General features: G+C 70.4%; 15 protein-coding genes. 7 read left to right on the forward strand and 8 right to left on the reverse strand.

The window, feature by feature from the left end; translation table 11 throughout:
* Positions 1 to 66: 66 nt before the first annotated feature.
* Positions 67 to 1,227: a C40 family peptidase gene (locus OIE13_RS23860; RefSeq protein ID WP_326636389.1), complete on the reverse strand. Its 1,161-nt coding sequence runs from the start codon at positions 1,225 to 1,227 to the stop codon at positions 67 to 69.
* Positions 1,228 to 1,398: 171 nt separating this feature from the next.
* Between OIE13_RS23860 and OIE13_RS23865 the strand changes: the two genes are divergently transcribed.
* Positions 1,399 to 1,788, forward strand: coding sequence for a response regulator transcription factor (locus tag OIE13_RS23865; protein WP_326636387.1), 390 nt, complete (start codon positions 1,399 to 1,401; stop codon positions 1,786 to 1,788).
* Positions 1,789 to 1,865: 77 nt separating this feature from the next.
* Here the strand turns inward: OIE13_RS23865 and OIE13_RS23870 are convergent, their stop codons facing one another.
* Positions 1,866 to 4,664 carry an ATP-binding protein gene (locus OIE13_RS23870; RefSeq protein WP_326828778.1) on the reverse strand — a complete coding sequence of 933 codons (2,799 nt, stop codon included), beginning with the start codon at positions 4,662 to 4,664 and terminating at the stop codon, positions 1,866 to 1,868.
* A 262-nt stretch (positions 4,665 to 4,926) separates the two neighbouring features.
* Here OIE13_RS23870 and OIE13_RS23875 point away from each other — a divergent pair, with 262 nt between their 5' ends.
* Entirely contained in the window at positions 4,927 to 5,547 is a 621-nt protein-coding gene (locus OIE13_RS23875) for a LysE family translocator (protein ID WP_326636386.1), read from the forward strand.
* A 145-nt stretch (positions 5,548 to 5,692) separates the two neighbouring features.
* On the opposite strand, the gene OIE13_RS23880 is transcribed toward OIE13_RS23875, so the two are convergent.
* The 4 genes from OIE13_RS23880 to OIE13_RS23895 form a co-directional block, all read right to left on the reverse strand.
* On the reverse strand, positions 5,693 to 6,904 hold the full coding sequence (locus OIE13_RS23880) for a hypothetical protein (RefSeq protein WP_326828779.1): 1,212 nt from the start codon (positions 6,902 to 6,904) through the stop codon (positions 5,693 to 5,695).
* Between the two features lie 31 nt (positions 6,905 to 6,935).
* Positions 6,936 to 7,322 carry a Rid family detoxifying hydrolase gene (locus OIE13_RS23885; protein WP_326636382.1) on the reverse strand — a complete coding sequence of 129 codons (387 nt, stop codon included), beginning with the start codon at positions 7,320 to 7,322 and terminating at the stop codon, positions 6,936 to 6,938.
* Positions 7,323 to 7,353: 31 nt separating this feature from the next.
* Positions 7,354 to 7,971 (reverse strand): hypothetical protein, encoded by a 618-nt coding sequence (locus tag OIE13_RS23890; RefSeq protein ID WP_326828780.1) that lies wholly within the window; start codon positions 7,969 to 7,971, stop codon positions 7,354 to 7,356.
* Positions 7,972 to 8,390: 419 nt separating this feature from the next.
* Entirely contained in the window at positions 8,391 to 9,914 is a 1,524-nt protein-coding gene (locus OIE13_RS23895) for an N-acyl-D-amino-acid deacylase family protein (RefSeq protein WP_326636378.1), read from the reverse strand.
* Between the two features lie 204 nt (positions 9,915 to 10,118).
* On the opposite strand from OIE13_RS23895, the gene OIE13_RS23900 reads away from it, so the two are divergent.
* The gene (locus OIE13_RS23900; protein ID WP_326828781.1) at positions 10,119 to 11,048 is read left to right on the forward strand and encodes a discoidin domain-containing protein; all 930 of its coding nucleotides are present in this window, start codon (positions 10,119 to 10,121) and stop codon (positions 11,046 to 11,048) included.
* 24 nt (positions 11,049 to 11,072) lie between these two features.
* Here the strand turns inward: OIE13_RS23900 and OIE13_RS23905 are convergent, their stop codons facing one another.
* Positions 11,073 to 11,603, reverse strand: a complete 531-nt coding sequence (locus OIE13_RS23905; protein ID WP_326636372.1) for a hypothetical protein — start codon at positions 11,601 to 11,603, stop codon at positions 11,073 to 11,075.
* A 362-nt stretch (positions 11,604 to 11,965) separates the two neighbouring features.
* The gene (locus OIE13_RS23910; RefSeq protein WP_326636370.1) at positions 11,966 to 12,535 is read right to left on the reverse strand and encodes a hypothetical protein; all 570 of its coding nucleotides are present in this window, start codon (positions 12,533 to 12,535) and stop codon (positions 11,966 to 11,968) included.
* Between OIE13_RS23910 and OIE13_RS23915 the strand changes: the two genes are divergently transcribed.
* The 4 genes from OIE13_RS23915 to OIE13_RS23930 all read left to right on the forward strand — a co-directional run bounded on the left by OIE13_RS23915 (position 12,534) and on the right by OIE13_RS23930 (position 14,606).
* Positions 12,534 to 12,716 (forward strand): hypothetical protein, encoded by a 183-nt coding sequence (locus OIE13_RS23915; RefSeq protein ID WP_326636368.1) that lies wholly within the window; start codon positions 12,534 to 12,536, stop codon positions 12,714 to 12,716. The two genes, OIE13_RS23910 and OIE13_RS23915, sit on opposite strands and share 2 nt — an antisense overlap.
* Before the next feature lie 103 nt (positions 12,717 to 12,819).
* Positions 12,820 to 14,040: a helix-turn-helix domain-containing protein gene (locus OIE13_RS23920; protein WP_326636365.1), complete on the forward strand. Its 1,221-nt coding sequence runs from the start codon at positions 12,820 to 12,822 to the stop codon at positions 14,038 to 14,040.
* Between the two features lie 96 nt (positions 14,041 to 14,136).
* Positions 14,137 to 14,289 carry a hypothetical protein gene (locus OIE13_RS23925; protein WP_326636363.1) on the forward strand — a complete coding sequence of 51 codons (153 nt, stop codon included), beginning with the start codon at positions 14,137 to 14,139 and terminating at the stop codon, positions 14,287 to 14,289.
* Complete coding sequence (locus tag OIE13_RS23930) at positions 14,286 to 14,606, forward strand: hypothetical protein (protein WP_326636361.1); 321 nt, start codon at positions 14,286 to 14,288, stop codon at positions 14,604 to 14,606. Before OIE13_RS23925 ends, OIE13_RS23930 begins: the two co-directional genes overlap by 4 nt.
* Positions 14,607 to 14,667: the final 61 nt, after the last annotated feature.

Below are 14,667 nucleotides of genomic sequence, written 5' to 3' on the forward strand. Positions count from 1 at the left end.
ACACTCGTGGCGGGAACGGGGATCTTCGGAGAACACTCGGGAACGGAGGGTCATCGGGTCGGCTGGTCAGCTCGGGGAGGGGCGGACGGCGCCCCGATAGCGGGAGAGGTAGTAGGCCGAGGCGGCGAAGTCGGTCGTCCTGACGACGTCACCGGTTCCCGGGGCGTGGACCATGACGCCGTCCTTCACGTAGACGCCCACGTGGGTGGGGTCTTTGACACCTCCGCCGAAGAAGACCAGGTCTCCTGGCCGGAGCTGCGAGAACGGCACCCGGCGGCCCTGCCTGAACTGGGTTCCGGTGTAGTGGGTGAGCCTGGCCCCGGCCCTGGACCAGGCGTGCAGGGCGAGCCCTGAGCAGTCGAAGCCCCCGCCGGTCGGGCCGGCGCTCGAACCGCCGCCCCAGACGTACGGCCTGCCGACCTGGCGGAGCGCCGCGACCGCCGCGATCTGCCCCCGCGTGGGCGCGCCGCGTCCACGCGAGACCGCTGCCTGCCCGCGCGCAGACGCTGCCCGCCCCTTGGGTGGGACTTTCCTTCCGGGTGAGGACGCCGCCCATCCGCCGGATGGCGTTTTCCTCCCGCGTGGTGGGCGCTGTGACCGCTCGGCGAGCGCTCGCGAGGATTCCGGGCGGGAGGATTCCGGGCGGGAGGAGGCCCAAGGAGCCTTCCGCTTCGCTGAAGGAGCGGAAGCGGAACTCGAACCGACGGGAGAATCTGCCGAAGCGCCGGCGAGAGAGCCTGCGGCAGCACGGGCAGGGGAAACCGGAGGGGTGGCGGGCCCGCGGGAGTGGTCGTCTCCCGGAGGGCCGTCGCTTCCCGGCCATTCGTCATGCTCGCCCTGGAAGTGGGCCATCAGTCCGCCATCAGGGCTGTGAGGGGTTCCTGTCCACTCACCGTCCGCCCCCGAGAAGTCCATCGGCCATCCGCCGCCCGGATCCGAGAAGGCCGTCGACCGGTTGCCGTCTGTGTCCGGGAGGGCGGCACCGGGCGGCGTCGACGCGGGGCGATCTGTCAAGGTGGCTCCGGTATCCGGGAGAACGGTGCGCCGAGCCTCGCAGACGGCGGTCAGGGTGACGCGGACCTCCTCCGGCAGCCAGTGCGGGGCCGTCGTGGAGAGAAGGCCGGCCCAGGCGCCGCAGGCTTCCGGGGAGAGGCGGGGCGCGGGGACCTGGAAGCTCCCCGCGAGGACCGCCGAGAGGATGGAGACGGTGACGAATGCCGTGATCACGCACGCCCTCCTTGGGCTCGATGAAGGATCGAGGCCCCAGGATCGGCGTGCAGAAGTGATCGCCAAGGAGCCGAACGCGGTTCTGTGGAAAACCCGTCGCCTGTGGACAGCTGTGCGTACACATCCGCGGAAACCCGCGCGGGAGCGGGGAAGAGGGGTTAGCCTCACGCCGTGGGAGAGGTTCTGGGCAGGGTGTTGGTAGTGGATGACGACGACGTCATCCGGCAGCTCATCGCGGTCAACCTGACCCTGGAGGGGTTTCAGGTCGACACGGCCTCCGACGGGCAGGACTGCCTGGACCGGGTGCTGGACGTGATGCCAGACGTCATCACGCTGGACGTCATGATGCCCAGGCTGGACGGTTGGATGACCGCCACCAGGCTGCGAGGCGACAAGGGGACCAGGCACATCAAGGTGGTCCTGATCACCGCGCGGGCGCAGGAGGACGACAAGCGGCGAGGCCTCGGGATCGGGGTCGACGCCTACCTCACGAAGCCCTTCGACCCTGCCGAGCTGATCCAGGTCGTCCGCGATCTGGCCCTGACCGCGCGCGGCGGTTAGAGCGGATCGGGCACCGGCCACGGGTCCCGCCCGTGGTCAGACCAGATGCCCGCCGCCCCTGTCTCGACGGCCCGTGGTCAGAGCAGGCCGTCTCTGCGGGCCACGGCGGCGGCCTGGGTGCGGGAGGAGACGCCCAGCTTGGAAAGAATGTTGGAGACGTGCACGCTCACCGTCTTCTGCGCGATGAACAGCCGCTCACCGATCTCGCGGTTGGACAGCCCCTCGGCCACCAGGGCGAGCACCTCCTGCTCACGAGCCGTGAGCAGGGTCGGCGACGCGGAGACGAAGCGCGCCCTGCGGCCCAGCTCGGCCAGGGCTGCGCCGAGCGGCCTGGCGCGCAGTGACTCGGCGGCCTCGACGGCCAGTTCCCATTCCTTCAGGGCCTCGGCGCGCTCGCCCGCGACGAGCAGCGCCTCGGCCAGCCGCCACCGCGAGCGCGCGACCTCGTAGACGAATCCAAAATCAAACGCCTCGACCACCGCGCGCCACGCCGCGACGTCGAACCGGCCGTGCGCGCGGTGCCACTCGGCCTCGGCCCTGGCCAGCCAGGCCAGCCCCTCGGACCCCAGCGGGCCCCGGCGGACGGAACCGGGGCCTACGGCGGCGGGCACCCTGGCCCGTTCCAGGAAGGCGTCGGCCTCGGCCGCGCGTCCCAGGTCGGTCAGCGCCCACAGGGCGGTGCTGCTGAGCCGGATCACGGCCGGATCGTTGGGAACAAGGGCGTCGAGTCCCGCGAGGGCGTGTTCGAGCGCGCTCTCGGGGTCTCCGCGCCACAGTGCGTGCTCGGCGGCCAGGCCGCGGCCCATGGAGGTGACCGTGACCTCGTCGGGCCAGAAGGGCTCCAGCCAGGACAGGCGTTCCTCGACGGCCGGCAGGCCCCTGGCCACCTCGACGAAGAGCGCGAAGGACGACAGGAGCGCCTCGGCCGGGGTGCCGACGCGGACGCCGAACCCGGCGGCGACCTTCTCCGCCTGGTCCCACTCCCCCGCGACGTAGTGAACCAGGAGCCGCAGAAAGCGCAGGTCGGTGCCGAAGGTGCTCCAGTTGAGCCCGGTCTCCCCCGCCACCCGCAGCCCCCGGTCGGTGGTGACCGCGGCCTCGGCCAGGTCTCCGTTCTCGTACTGGACCCGGGCATGGTTGAAGATGGCCCGCAGGTCGATGGCGAGGTTGCCCGAACTCTCCGCGGTGGCGCAGGCGAGCAGTTCCTTGGCTCGGGGGATGTCGCCGGCGAGGGCCGCGAGAGCCGCGAGGGTGATCAGCGCGCTGGTCTCCGCGTCGGCGGCGCCGCTCGCGCGGGCCGCCTCCAGGGCTCGGCCCGCCAGCGCCTCGACCTCGTCGTGCCGCTCGCTCCAGTAGAGCGAGCGTGCGTAGGTCGCGAGCGCGCGGGCGAGCACCGGCCCCTCTGGTGCCGCCTCGACCGCCGCGTGCGCGGCGACGATCGCGCCCTCCAGGTCGTCCGTGTCGATGAGGACGTACGCCAGACGCTCGTTGACCTCGGCGGAGGGCGGCAGGCGCCGGAACTGGGAGACAGCCCGGTGGTTGTCGCCGCTGTCGGCCGCCGCGTCGGCACTGCGCCTGGCGAGGCCGACGTGGTCGATCCCGGCCAGTCGCTCGGCGTCGGGGACCCGGTCCCAGAGCCCGAGCGCCCGGTCGAAGTGGCGGTGCGCCTCGGCCGGGGCGCCCAGCCGCTCGGCCCTCCGCCCGGCCTCCACCGACGCCACCAGCGCTCCGGGCAGATCGTGTCCCGCCAGGTAGTGGTGGGCGAGCTCGGCCGCGGAACCGCCTCGGGCGGTCAGCAGGCGGGCGAACTCGGCGTGCGTCCTGGTCCGCTCGCCGGGCAGCAGGTCGTTGTAGACGACCTCCTGCAGGAGCGCGTGCCGGAAGGCGTAGCCGTACTCCCCGTCGGGGCGGAGCAGGCCACGCGAGACGATCTCTCGCATGGCCCCATCGAAGGCCAGGTCGTCGAGGCCCGATGCCTGCTGGAGCAGATCGTGGTCGGCCCGGCGACCCGCGACGGCCGCGCCGCGGAGCACCCCCTGCGCGGGGTCGGAGAGCAGCTCCACCCGGGAGAGCAGCAGGCCGGCCAGACCGTCGGGCATCGAGCAGCCGGCGGAGACCGCCTCCAGCAGCTCCTGGGCGTAGAAGGGGTTGCCCTCGGCCCTGTCGACCACCTCCCGCATCACGCGGGCGTCGGTGCCGCCGAGCGTGGCCAGATAGTCGGTCATCTCGTGACGGTCGAGGGGATCCAGCTCCACGGACGTCACCGAGGGGAGCCGCTTGAGCTCGGCGAGGACCCGGCGCAGCGGGTGGCGGCGGTGGAGGTCGTCGGTGCGGTAGGTGCCGACGAGGCAGACCGGCTCGGTCTGCAGCATCCGGCTGAGGAAGACCAGCAGATCGCGGGTGGACTGGTCGGCCCAGTGCAGGTCTTCGAGGACCAGCAGCACGGGCCGTGCGGACAGGAAGCCGAGCATCGAGCCGAAGAGCTGCTGCTGTGTCAGGCCCGACGTGCTCTCCCTGCCCGGGTCGGTGCCGCCGGGCAGCAGCCTGCCGAGGACCGGTCGCGCGTTGAGCTCCGCGCGCAGTTCCCCGCGCACGGAGCGCAGGGCGTCGGCGAGCGGGAGGTACGGAAGGGCGTCGCCGAGTTCGGCGCACTGCCCGACGAGCACGGCGAATCCAGCGGCCTCGGCCCGCTCTGCCAGCTCGGTGACCATCCGGGTCTTGCCGATGCCCGCGTCGCCTCCCAGGAGGGCGACTCCCGCCTGCCCCGCGGCGGCGGTGTCGAGCACGGCGGTCAGGCGATTTAGCTCTGCCGATCGCCCGATAAGAACGCTTTGCGTGCTTTGCCACCCCACGTCGGCGAGTATCGCACGAGGCACCGACGGGAATGGACGATCGACGTCGCACCGGCTCGGGGGTCGATCACCCGAGACGTCTCGTGTGAGGCACCGGCGGAGCCGATTCCGGCCGGCTCCGCACCGCGGCCGACGTCGCGTCGGCGCCGGGATCGATCGCCTGGCCGGAACGCTTCACAAGGCGTCGGCGGGGCCGGTTCCGGCGGACGCGGGGCCCGATTGGTACCCCGAGGCGTCCGCCCATTGGCCCTGACGACGGGGAGACGGACGCCCCTAAGGTCGGAGCATGGTCTCCCCGTCCACATTACTGATCTTCTCGGTCGCGTCGCTGGCACTGGTCCTGGTGCCAGGCCCGAACCACATCTACATCATCACCCGCGCCGTCTCGCAGGGCCGCGCCGCCGGTGTCGCGAGCGCGTTCGGCGTGGAGGTCGGCACGCTGGTGCACATCGCCGCGGCGGCGGCCGGTCTCTCGTACGTGATCGCACAGTCCGCGACCCTGTTCAACGTGATCAAGTGGGCCGGTGTGGCCTACCTGGTCTATCTGGGCGTCCGGGCGCTGACGAGCAGGCAGGAGCTCACGGCGCAGGAGGCGGCCCCGCAGCCGCTGCGGGCGATCTTCCTTGAGGGCATGGTCGTCAACCTGCTCAACCCCAAGGTCATCCTCTTCTTCCTGGCGTTCCTGCCGCAGTTCGTGGAGCCGGAGGCGGGTGCGGTTCCGCTGCAGATCGCCATCCTGGGCACGACCCTGCTGGTCCTGGGCCTGATCTCCGACCTGATCTACGCCATGGCCGCGGGCGCCCTCGGCACCCGGCTGAGGATCAGGTCGACCTTGCTCGGCCACTTCAGCGGGGTCGTCTACCTCGTCCTCGGCGTCGCGACCGCGCTCTCCGGCCGCTCCGTCTGAACGTACGAAGCCTGAACGTACGAAGCCTGAACGTACGAACCCAGCTGGCCGCACAGGTCCCCCACCAGGCGAGCCAGACGACTTCGCCGCCCGGGCCGTGAGCGCCGTCCTGGACGGCGCCCTCGCCCGGTGAGGTCAGGTGAGGTCAGGCGGAGAGCGCGCCCCGGATGCGCTCCAGGATCGGGTAGGGCATGAGCCCGTACGCGTAGAAGTCGACCGCGTCGGCCCCCGAGGCCCGCACGGCGCGGACCTTGGCCGCGAGGCGGTCGGCCGAGTCGGTGTCGGGGAGGCCCGGACGGAGAACGACCCGCAGTTCCCTGTCCTTGCCCGTCGAGCGGCGGTAGGCGACCACATCGTCCGCCACCCTGCCCGCGTCGCGGGCGTAGGCGAGCACGCCGAGCGAGGGCACCAGGTCGCCTAGGGCGACCAGGTCGACGCCGAGCTGCCAGGAGTCGTGCGCGGCGAGCCCCGGCGAGGGCAGGCCGTCGGTGTAGCCCTTGACGGAGCCTGTGGCGTCCAGGAAGACCAGGCGCGACCCCTCGGCCGCGACGGCGCCGGAGACGTCGGAGACCAGCGAGGTCACCACCTCGGAGCGGGCCCGCGCGTAGGCGACCACCTCCGGGCCCGCGTACGCGGTCAGGGCCGCGCGGGTCACCTCGCCCTGGGCGGGCGGATCGCCGTCGAGGACGGCGTCCACGATCCTGGTGCACTCCTCGCGCGCCACCTCGGCGTTGACCCCCAGGTCGGTGGCTCGGCGCATGCAGAAGTCGCAGAAGCACAGGCCGAGCAGGAACGCGTCCATCGGCCCGAGCGGGACGAAGCTGCGCTCGTGGTGGTAGCCGTGGCCGAACGTCGAGAAGTGCAGCGCCTCGGCCACCACGCTGTCGACTCCCTGCCTGGCCACCGCCCTGCCCAGCGCTACCGCGTACAGGCGCACGTCGGGGTGGGAGGGGCACAGGTCCACGGGCGAGCTCCGGTCACCGAAGCAGTTGCGTACCGTCACATCCGGGTTGGCCAGGCCGAGCGTGGTGTTCTGCAGGAAGACGGTCCAGCCGTGCAGCGCGAGCCCCCGCTCGGCGGTGGCCAGGCGGAGCGCGGCCAGTGGCTCGTCCTCGGCCCCCTCCTGGACGGGCGGGACCAGTCGCAGCCCGCCGAAAAGGTCGGCGGGCGGCATGAAGTGCGCGCCGTCGCTGCGGAGCGTCACCCGGGAGCGGCCGTGCGGGGTGACGTCGCGGGCGCGGCGGTATGCCGCGGCCACGGTCACCCCCGTCAGGCCGTATCCGGTGATCCGGTCAAGGACCGCCTCCATGCCCTCCCCGCGTACGTCCTCGACGTAGACGTATAGCGAGCTGTCCAAGCCGCCGCCCTCCCACGAAGTCGGTCAGACTCTAACGCGGCCTGTAGGCCACGAAGTCGATCTCGACAAGGATGTCCATCAGGTCGGAGCCGACGGTCGTGCGGACGGGATAGGGGCGGGTGAAGTAGGACTTGTACGCCTCGTTGTAGGCGGCGAAGTCACGCTTGAGGTGCTGCAGGTGCACCGTCGACTTCACCACGTCGTCGAAGCCGAGGCCGTGCGCCGCGAGGACGGCGGCGAGGTTGCGCATCACCTGATGCGTCTGCTCGGCCACGTCGGTCCCGACGACCTCGCCGGTCTCGGGGCTCAGCGGCCCCATCCCCGAGGTGTAGACGAAATCGCCGACCACGAGGCCCTGCGAGTACGCCCCCACGGGCGCCGCGCCCTCGTCGGTACGCAGCTCCTGCTTGCCGCTCATCTCGTCACTCCTCAAAAGGGGAAACAGGGGATCAGAAAAAGGTGTTTATCAGGTCGACGACGACGTACTCCTCGTCGACCACCGGTATGACCCGCCACTTGTCGAAGGCGGTGCACGGGTGGGAGATGCCGAACGACACCAGGTCTCCCGGCCGCACCGGCGAGCCCGGCGCAGGCCTCAGGACCGTGTGCTGGTCCTGGACCTTGAGCACCGTCGCGTCCGCGACGGCTCCGCGCGGGATCGGCAGCCCCTCATCGAAGGGGGCGTCGCGCTTGCCGAACCCGACCACGGCCAGGCCGGGCTCGGGAACGCTCAGCACGTGTGCCCAGATCTCCAGCGCGGCGCGCAACTCCCCGTCCATCCGGGTGTACGGGGTGCGCTCGCGATAGTAGCCGTCGTCGTGGGAGATGTAGGCACCGCTGCGCAGCATGACCCTGGCCCGGCAGGTGGCGAGCTCGCGGCCGATCACGTCGAACCACTGGCTGCCGCCCACGGACAGGATCGGATCGCGCACCCGCAGGTGTTCCAGTGCCTCCAGCAGCCGGTGCAGGTAGGCCCGCACCTCGCCGGTGGATCCCAGCGACCCCTCGTACCCGGCGACGCCGGCCAGCTCCACGCCCTCGTACCCGGCGACGCCGGCCAGCTCCACGCCCTCGGCCCGCTGCGCCGCCGAGGCGACCTCCAGCAGCTCGGCGAGGGTACGGCTGCCGCCCCGGCCGCCCTCATGGCCCAGTTCCGCCAGGACAGCGAGGCCCCCAGCGCCCTCTCGGGATCCACGATCCCCTTCACGTTCCGACCCTCCCTGTGGTCACCTTTGCGGATTTACCGGACCATCGGCCGTTGAATCCGGGCATGGGAGATCGCGCCCCGTTGGTCACCCTGAGGACCCTATCCTCACGGCGCCCTCTCCGGTGCCGTGACCTCGAAGACGCCACCCCTGCCGAGCCGCGTTGCGCGCTCTCAAGACTGCGGCGCCCTCACCACGCGCCGTTCAGAACCACATTCTCGGGGCCGCACTCTCCTCCCAAGGCTGCGGCGCCTCACCACATGCCGTTCAGAACCGCGCTCTCAGGGCCGCAGCGCCCTGCCGGGGGTGGCGCCGGTGAGCTGCCCCCCGGCGAGGGCCGGAACCCCGGAGACGAGGACGTCGCCGATCCCGGTGGCCGGGGTCCGCGGGGCGGCGTAGGTGGCCAGGTCGGCGACCGCTCCCGCGTCGAGGACGACCAGATCGGCGACCTGCCCTGGACGGACGAGGCCGCGCCCTTCGAGGCCGAAGCGGCGGGCCGGGTGCGAGGAGAGGTGGACCGCCGCCTGCTCCAGGGTCCAGTCTCCGGTCTCGCGGACGTGGTGGCCGAGCATCCTGGCGAATGCCCCGTAGCCGCGGGGGTGGGGGTGGCCGCCCACGTAGATGCCGTCGGAGCCGCCGGTGTGCGCCGGGTGACGCAGGATCGCGCGGACCGACGCCTCCCCCTCGGGGCCCTCGTCAGGGCGGGCCACCATGCATCCGGCCTCCAGCCGGGTGTCGATCAGGATCCGGCGGCAGAACTCTCCCGGCTCCAGCCCCGCCTCGGCGGCGGCCTCGGGCAGCGTCAGCCCCTCGGCCCACTCGGCGCCAGGTACGTGGGAGAAGGTGATCCTCGGCCAGAGCATCTCGTCCCACTCGATCCGCTCGGACTCCAGCACCTCCAGCGCCCGGTCGGCGTCGGCGTCCGGGACCCAGGCCGGCAGCGCGACCATCGCCAGGATCGTGCTGCCCCGCAGGTAGGGGTAGGTGTCGAAGGTGATGTCCAGCCCTCGGAGCCGAGCCTCGTCGACCAGCGGCAGGAGGGTCGTGGCCGGGCCGTGGTAGTGCGAGACGTGCACCGCGGCGCCCGAGCGACGGGCGATGTCGGTCACCTCGGCCATTCCCGCCGGGGCCGCCGCCCCGTACCCGCGCATGTGCGTCACGTACGGCAGGCGGCCGAGCGGCGCGCAGAGCGCGGCGATCTCGGCGGCGTCGGCGTAGCGGCCCGGGGCGTACTCCAGCCCGGTGGAGAGGCCGGCCGCCCCCTCCGACAGGCCGCGCTCGACGCGGGCCAGCATCGCGGCCACCTCGTCGGCGGAGGCGGCCCGTCCGGCGGCGCCCATCACGTCGTGCCGGATCGTGCCGTGCGGCAGCAGGTAGGCGGTGTTCAGCGCGGTCGTCCTGTCGTAGCCGTCGAGCAGTTCCCCGACGCCGATCGGCCCGTCGGCCGAGGGGTGGACGCCGTTGACCGCCGCGAAGTAGCGGGTGGCGTAGGCGAAGGTCTCCTGGGTGGTGGAGGGGGCGAAGGAGAGCCCGTCCTGGCCGAGGACGAAGGTGGTCACCCCCTGCCGGAGCGCGGCGAGCTGCACCTCCTTGTCGAGGACGATGGCGTCGCCGTGGACATGGCAGTCAACGAGGCCGGGCATGACGTGGCGCCCGGCGGCCTCGACCACCGTCGTGGCCTCCGCGGCGTCCAGGCGGCCCACGGCGGCGATCCGGTCACCGGTGACGCCGACGTCGGCCCGGCAGGCCGGGGCCCCGGTGCCGTCGAGCACCCAGCCATCCCTGATCAACACATCGAACGACATGCCCGGATTCAATCATTCGGGAGGTGTTCAAGGCACCCCATGTCGGCCTTCGTTCTCCCTGTCCATGTCCCTGATTTCCCCCGCATCGCACGTAACCGGGAATTTGGACCCCCGCCCCCTTGACCATGACGCGTCATGGATGGTGACATCTTTTTCTAGTTAGGAATCTTTCCTAACTAAATGATCGCAGAGAGGGCACCCCCTGTGCATGCGAGACCGCGTCTCCAACGCCCCTCGACCGTCCTCGTCCTGGCACTGGCATCGGCACTGATCGCATCGGTGTTCGTGCTGGCGGCCCCACCCGGCTTCGCTGCCGACTCCCTGCTGTCCCAGGGCCGTCCGGCCACCTCGTCCTCCAACGAGGACGCCACGTTCCTCCCCTCGGCCGCCTTCGACGGCAACACCACCACCCGCTGGGCCTCCGCCGAGGGCCACGACTCCGGCATCGGCCGCTACGTGCGGATGTACGGCACCGCGCACGGCTACTCGCTGTACGAGATGGAGGTCTACGGCAGCACCGGCGGCACCACCCCGAGTCCCACCCCGACGATCACCCCCGGCGGCCCCGGCGTACCGTTCGGCTCGCATGCGATCCCCTACGCGGCCGGGATACTGCGTCCCAGCGGCGCCCAGGCCACGCTCGACCAGAAGGTGATCGACTACTACCAGCGCTGGAAGGCCGCCTTCGTCAAGCAGAACTGCGGCAACGGCTGGTATCAGATCATCTCCCCCGACGCCGACCACCCGTACGTGGCCGAGGCGCAGGGCTACGGCATGGTCATCACCGCCACGATGGCCGGGGCCGACCCGGATGCGAAGAAGATCTTCGACGGCCTGGTGAAGTACGTGCTGGCCCACCCCTCGTCGATCACCCCCGGCCTGCTCGCCGCCGAGCAGAACACCGCCTGCCAGAGTGTCAACGGCGGCGACTCGGCCACCGACGGCGACCTGGTGGTGACCAGCGGCGACGCCAAGTCCCTCGCCGCCGCGCGCAAGCTCAACACCTGGATCAAGAGCAAGCCTGTCAGGAGTGCGCGGGCGTCCCCAACCGAAATCACCCCCCGGACGACCTCGGCCCGCTTCAATCCGGGCCGGCGTGGCATGGAGCTTCACAGGAAACCGCACGTAGCCTGAGGCGGCCCGGCGCGGCGGACCTTGTTACGCGGGCTCCAGGTGTCCCACGAACCGGTAGGAGAATCCCTTGCCGGCAGGGGAGTAAGCGTCGATGTCCTGATAGCCGCCCCTTGCGGTCACCGGGATGCGCAGCAGCAGGTCGTCGCCGATGTAATCGTCCTCCCACACCTCGATGGTGAACGATCCTCCGGCGACGGTGGTCTGGCTCTTGTACACCCCGGCGGCGCGCTCTGCGGAACCGGCGGAGCATACCGAATACTCCCATACCCAGCAGGTTCCGGCCTTGGTGTCGACCTCGTCACCGTTGGTGGGCCAGCCGAGGTACTCAGCGCCGTTCTGACCTATGATCCGCACACGGATCTCATCCTCGCCGCTCTCCTCCAGATCGAAGGCCTGAAGCGAGCCGAACACGATCTTGAGGAGGGGGCCGGCGGCGGCCGTAGGGGAGTCGCCGCCGAGAGCGGGGGGCTCGGCGGCCTGGGCCGGGGACGCAAGGGCCGCGACGAGTGTCAGCCCGGCGGCCAGAGTGCCGACCCTGGACAGGATGTTGTTCATGCGCTCCTCGTTTTCCGTTGGCAGGCGGGCTCCAGGCGGGAATTGAGCCTGTAGTGGTAGCCGTTCATGTCGACCCTGTGAGTGGTGATGACGTTCGCCATACAACCTGTCGGGGACGTCTTGTCGATGGCTTGGAGCCTGCTGGTGGCGGGAGACCGGCACGTCCGCTCGCGCATGAGATGCCCTGGCCGCCGCATGCGGACGCCACCGCGACGGCCGCACCACCACCTCGTCCCCTACTACACCTGGGACCACGAAGCCCGCGCCGAAGCCGCCATACGTGACGCGGGCAGGCGCTCCCGCCCGCGGCCTCTTTCAGAGGTCGGAGCAGGTGACGGGAAGTGAATCAGCCGGAAACCACCTCACTCGACCCACCACCAGCCCTTGCCGAGATCATACGTTGGGCTCCCTATGTCGCCCTCCGTGGTTTGAATGATCGTCTGAGAATCGGCCTTGCCCGGTATGTAGGCGAACCCCGCACCGGATTCGGCACGCCACTTATCGACGAAAACCGGGAAATAAAGGCCGTTCTTTTGGGCTTGTACATCCCCCTCTATCGACAGGTACTCCATCCACGAGGGAACCTCAAGCAGCCGGCCACTCTCGTAGGAGGAGGCGAGGTCGGCGAATGTCTCATGATGCAGCCGAAGCTGACTCTCCAGATAGACTATTTTCCAGTCTGTCGTCCAGATCAGCGCTCCCAGGATCGAAGTAGCCGTCAACACCGCCACCGAGCGTCCGTACGCTTTGACAGCCAGGTAGGACATCACCCCGGCGAAAGACCACAACAGCGACCACAGCCAGCCCCATAAAAGCGGCAGCATATAAAGCAGAGGGTTCTCCAGAAACAGTGGTATCCGAAGGTAGGAAACGAGCGCCAGAAGAAACCAGCCGGCCGCCACCAGCAAGGAGAGCAGCCACAGTTTCTGCATGGCAGGAGGAATCGGCACCGAAAAAGTGGGGCGCCGTCTCCACATTGCTCGCCATGCCTTGCTCGACGTCTCTACCAAAGCTGCACAATCTCCACACAAGCTGCCGCCGACGGTCTGGATGAAAAGCGCCGGGCTCCGGGTTCGCCTGATGAACCGAGAACAGCTGAGCGCACCGGGGTGAAGCAGCCGGGCTCCGGCCGGCGGGGCGTTCCCCTGACACGGCAAAAGCACCGCACGTAGCCTGAGGTTGTCGGGACCAATACGGATACGGGTGGGGCCTGCTCATGCGCGACGGCAGTACGAATGCCCCAGCCGCCGAAGAAGGCATCGGGCGGCGGATCGCTCAGGCTCGCAAGCTGCGCGGCCTGACACAGCAGCAGCTCGCCGACCGTGTGCCCTGTTCCAAGAGCCTGATCGCCCAGGTCGAACGAGGACACAAGCCGGCCACTCAGGCCCTCATCACCGCCGTGGCACGAACCCTGCGGATCGAGCTCGGTGAGCTGACCGGTCAGCCGTACCGAGATCCCGGCGCACGAGAGGACCGGATCCACGACTGCGTCCCGCAGATCCGGCAGGCACTCCTGTCGTGGGACCTCCCCGACGAGGACGTCCCGCCACCACCGATGGAGCAGCTCCGCACGGACGTGCGGCGTGCGTCCGCACTGGGCAGACAGGCCCGGTACGTCCAACTCGGGGAGATGCTTCCGGGCCTGCTGGAGGAGCTGACCCGCGCCGTCCACGTCAGCGAGGGAACACGCCGCGACGAACTCTTCGGGCTGCTCTCCGAGGCGTACACCGGAGTGACGGCGATCGCCTACACCCTGGGCTACTTCGACCTGCGCGGCCTCGCCATGGATCGCGTGGCATGGGCGGCCCAGGCGTCACAGGACCCGCTGCGTGTCGCTCGCACGCAATGGCAGCGTTCGACGCTGTTCCTGGCCACGGCCACCTACGACAAGGGCCTGATTCTCCTGGATCGGGTGCGGCGAGACGTCGGCGAGGATCTCGGCCGGCTGACCGTCGCCGAACTGAGCGTGTACGGCGCGGCTCATCTCCGATCCGCGATCTTCGCTGCCCGTGCCACTGACCGGCAGAGGGCATTCGAGCACATCGAACACGCCCGCGAGGCCGCCCGCGTACTGGGCCAGGACGCGAACCACTACGGCCTGGAATTCGGCCCCTCCAACGTGATCATGCACGAGGTCGCAGCCGCGGTGGAGATGTACGACGGCGGCGAAGCGGTCCGCCGCGCTCGGCATGCCGTGCTCCCTCCGGCGGTCGCACCGGTCCGGCTCGGCCACTACTACATCGACCTGGCCCGCGGCTGGCTCTACCACGGCGACCGCCAGAAGGCCCTGGAGACACTGCTCGCCGCCCGCCGGGTCGCCCCTCAACAGACCCGCAACCATCCGATGGTCCGCGAGACCGTCCGGATGCTCGTCAACCTCGAACGGCGACGCCCCCGAAGCCTCAGCACCTTCGCGAACTGGCTCGGCCTGCCGTAGTGGATCCAAGTTTCACGAACTCGTGATACTTCACCGTCTCCCATGACGGTCACGCTGTCTGCATGCATCGAGACACGGAACCACCGCACACGTCGGATGCCGGGCAAAGCCTCGCCCTCCGCACTGGCCGCGTTCCATGCCGGTGCCGAGCGGACCGTCGACGCCGACAGCCTGGAGGCCCTGCGCGCCGAGACCGACCGGCAGGAGGCCATCGCGCAGGAGGCACAGGCCGGGCAGGTGGTCTCATGATCCGCCGCTGCCTGGCCGCCGCCCGCGGCCGTCACCGCGACGGCCAGGCCGCCGCCCCAGTCCCGCACTACACCTGGGACCACGAGGCCCGTGCCGAAGCCACGATGCTGCAGATCACCTGGCCCGGCTGGGCCGTGTTGTACGGAACCGGCAGCCGTCTCTTCCACGCCATCGCCACCTGGCCCACCCCCGAACCACTGCTCCTGTGCGACCGGACCGTCGACGGGCTGAAGGCGCAGATGCGCGAGGCCGAGATGACCTCACTCCTGCAGCGTTGGGCGCTCACCTCCACCTCGGCCACTATCGGCCGCTTCTGAGCAGGCACGGCGGCCCCGTCCCTTCCCCGGCCCAGGGCCGCCGTGCCGTTGACGACGTACC

This window comes from Streptosporangium sp. NBC_01810, from assembly GCF_035917355.1.
In the GTDB taxonomy this organism is placed as follows: domain Bacteria; phylum Actinomycetota; class Actinomycetes; order Streptosporangiales; family Streptosporangiaceae; genus Streptosporangium.

What these genes read in the sequence shown, in the direction of transcription:
- OIE13_RS23875 (WP_326636386.1), top strand. Translation starts at nt 4,927, where the DNA reads ATGGTCTCCCCGTCCACATTACTGATCTTCTCGGTCGCGTCGCTGGCA.
- OIE13_RS23885 (WP_326636382.1), bottom strand. Translation starts at nt 7,322, where the DNA reads ATGAGCGGCAAGCAGGAGCTGCGTACCGACGAGGGCGCGGCGCCCGTG.
- OIE13_RS23895 (WP_326636378.1), bottom strand. Translation starts at nt 9,914, where the DNA reads ATGTCGTTCGATGTGTTGATCAGGGATGGCTGGGTGCTCGACGGCACC.
- OIE13_RS23905 (WP_326636372.1), bottom strand. Translation starts at nt 11,603, where the DNA reads ATGAACAACATCCTGTCCAGGGTCGGCACTCTGGCCGCCGGGCTGACA.
- OIE13_RS23915 (WP_326636368.1), top strand. Translation starts at nt 12,534, where the DNA reads ATGGCAGGAGGAATCGGCACCGAAAAAGTGGGGCGCCGTCTCCACATT.
- OIE13_RS23910 (WP_326636370.1), bottom strand. Translation starts at nt 12,535, where the DNA reads ATGCAGAAACTGTGGCTGCTCTCCTTGCTGGTGGCGGCCGGCTGGTTT.
- OIE13_RS23920 (WP_326636365.1), top strand. Translation starts at nt 12,820, where the DNA reads ATGCGCGACGGCAGTACGAATGCCCCAGCCGCCGAAGAAGGCATCGGG.
- OIE13_RS23925 (WP_326636363.1), top strand. Translation starts at nt 14,137, where the DNA reads ATGCCGGGCAAAGCCTCGCCCTCCGCACTGGCCGCGTTCCATGCCGGT.
- OIE13_RS23930 (WP_326636361.1), top strand. Translation starts at nt 14,286, where the DNA reads ATGATCCGCCGCTGCCTGGCCGCCGCCCGCGGCCGTCACCGCGACGGC.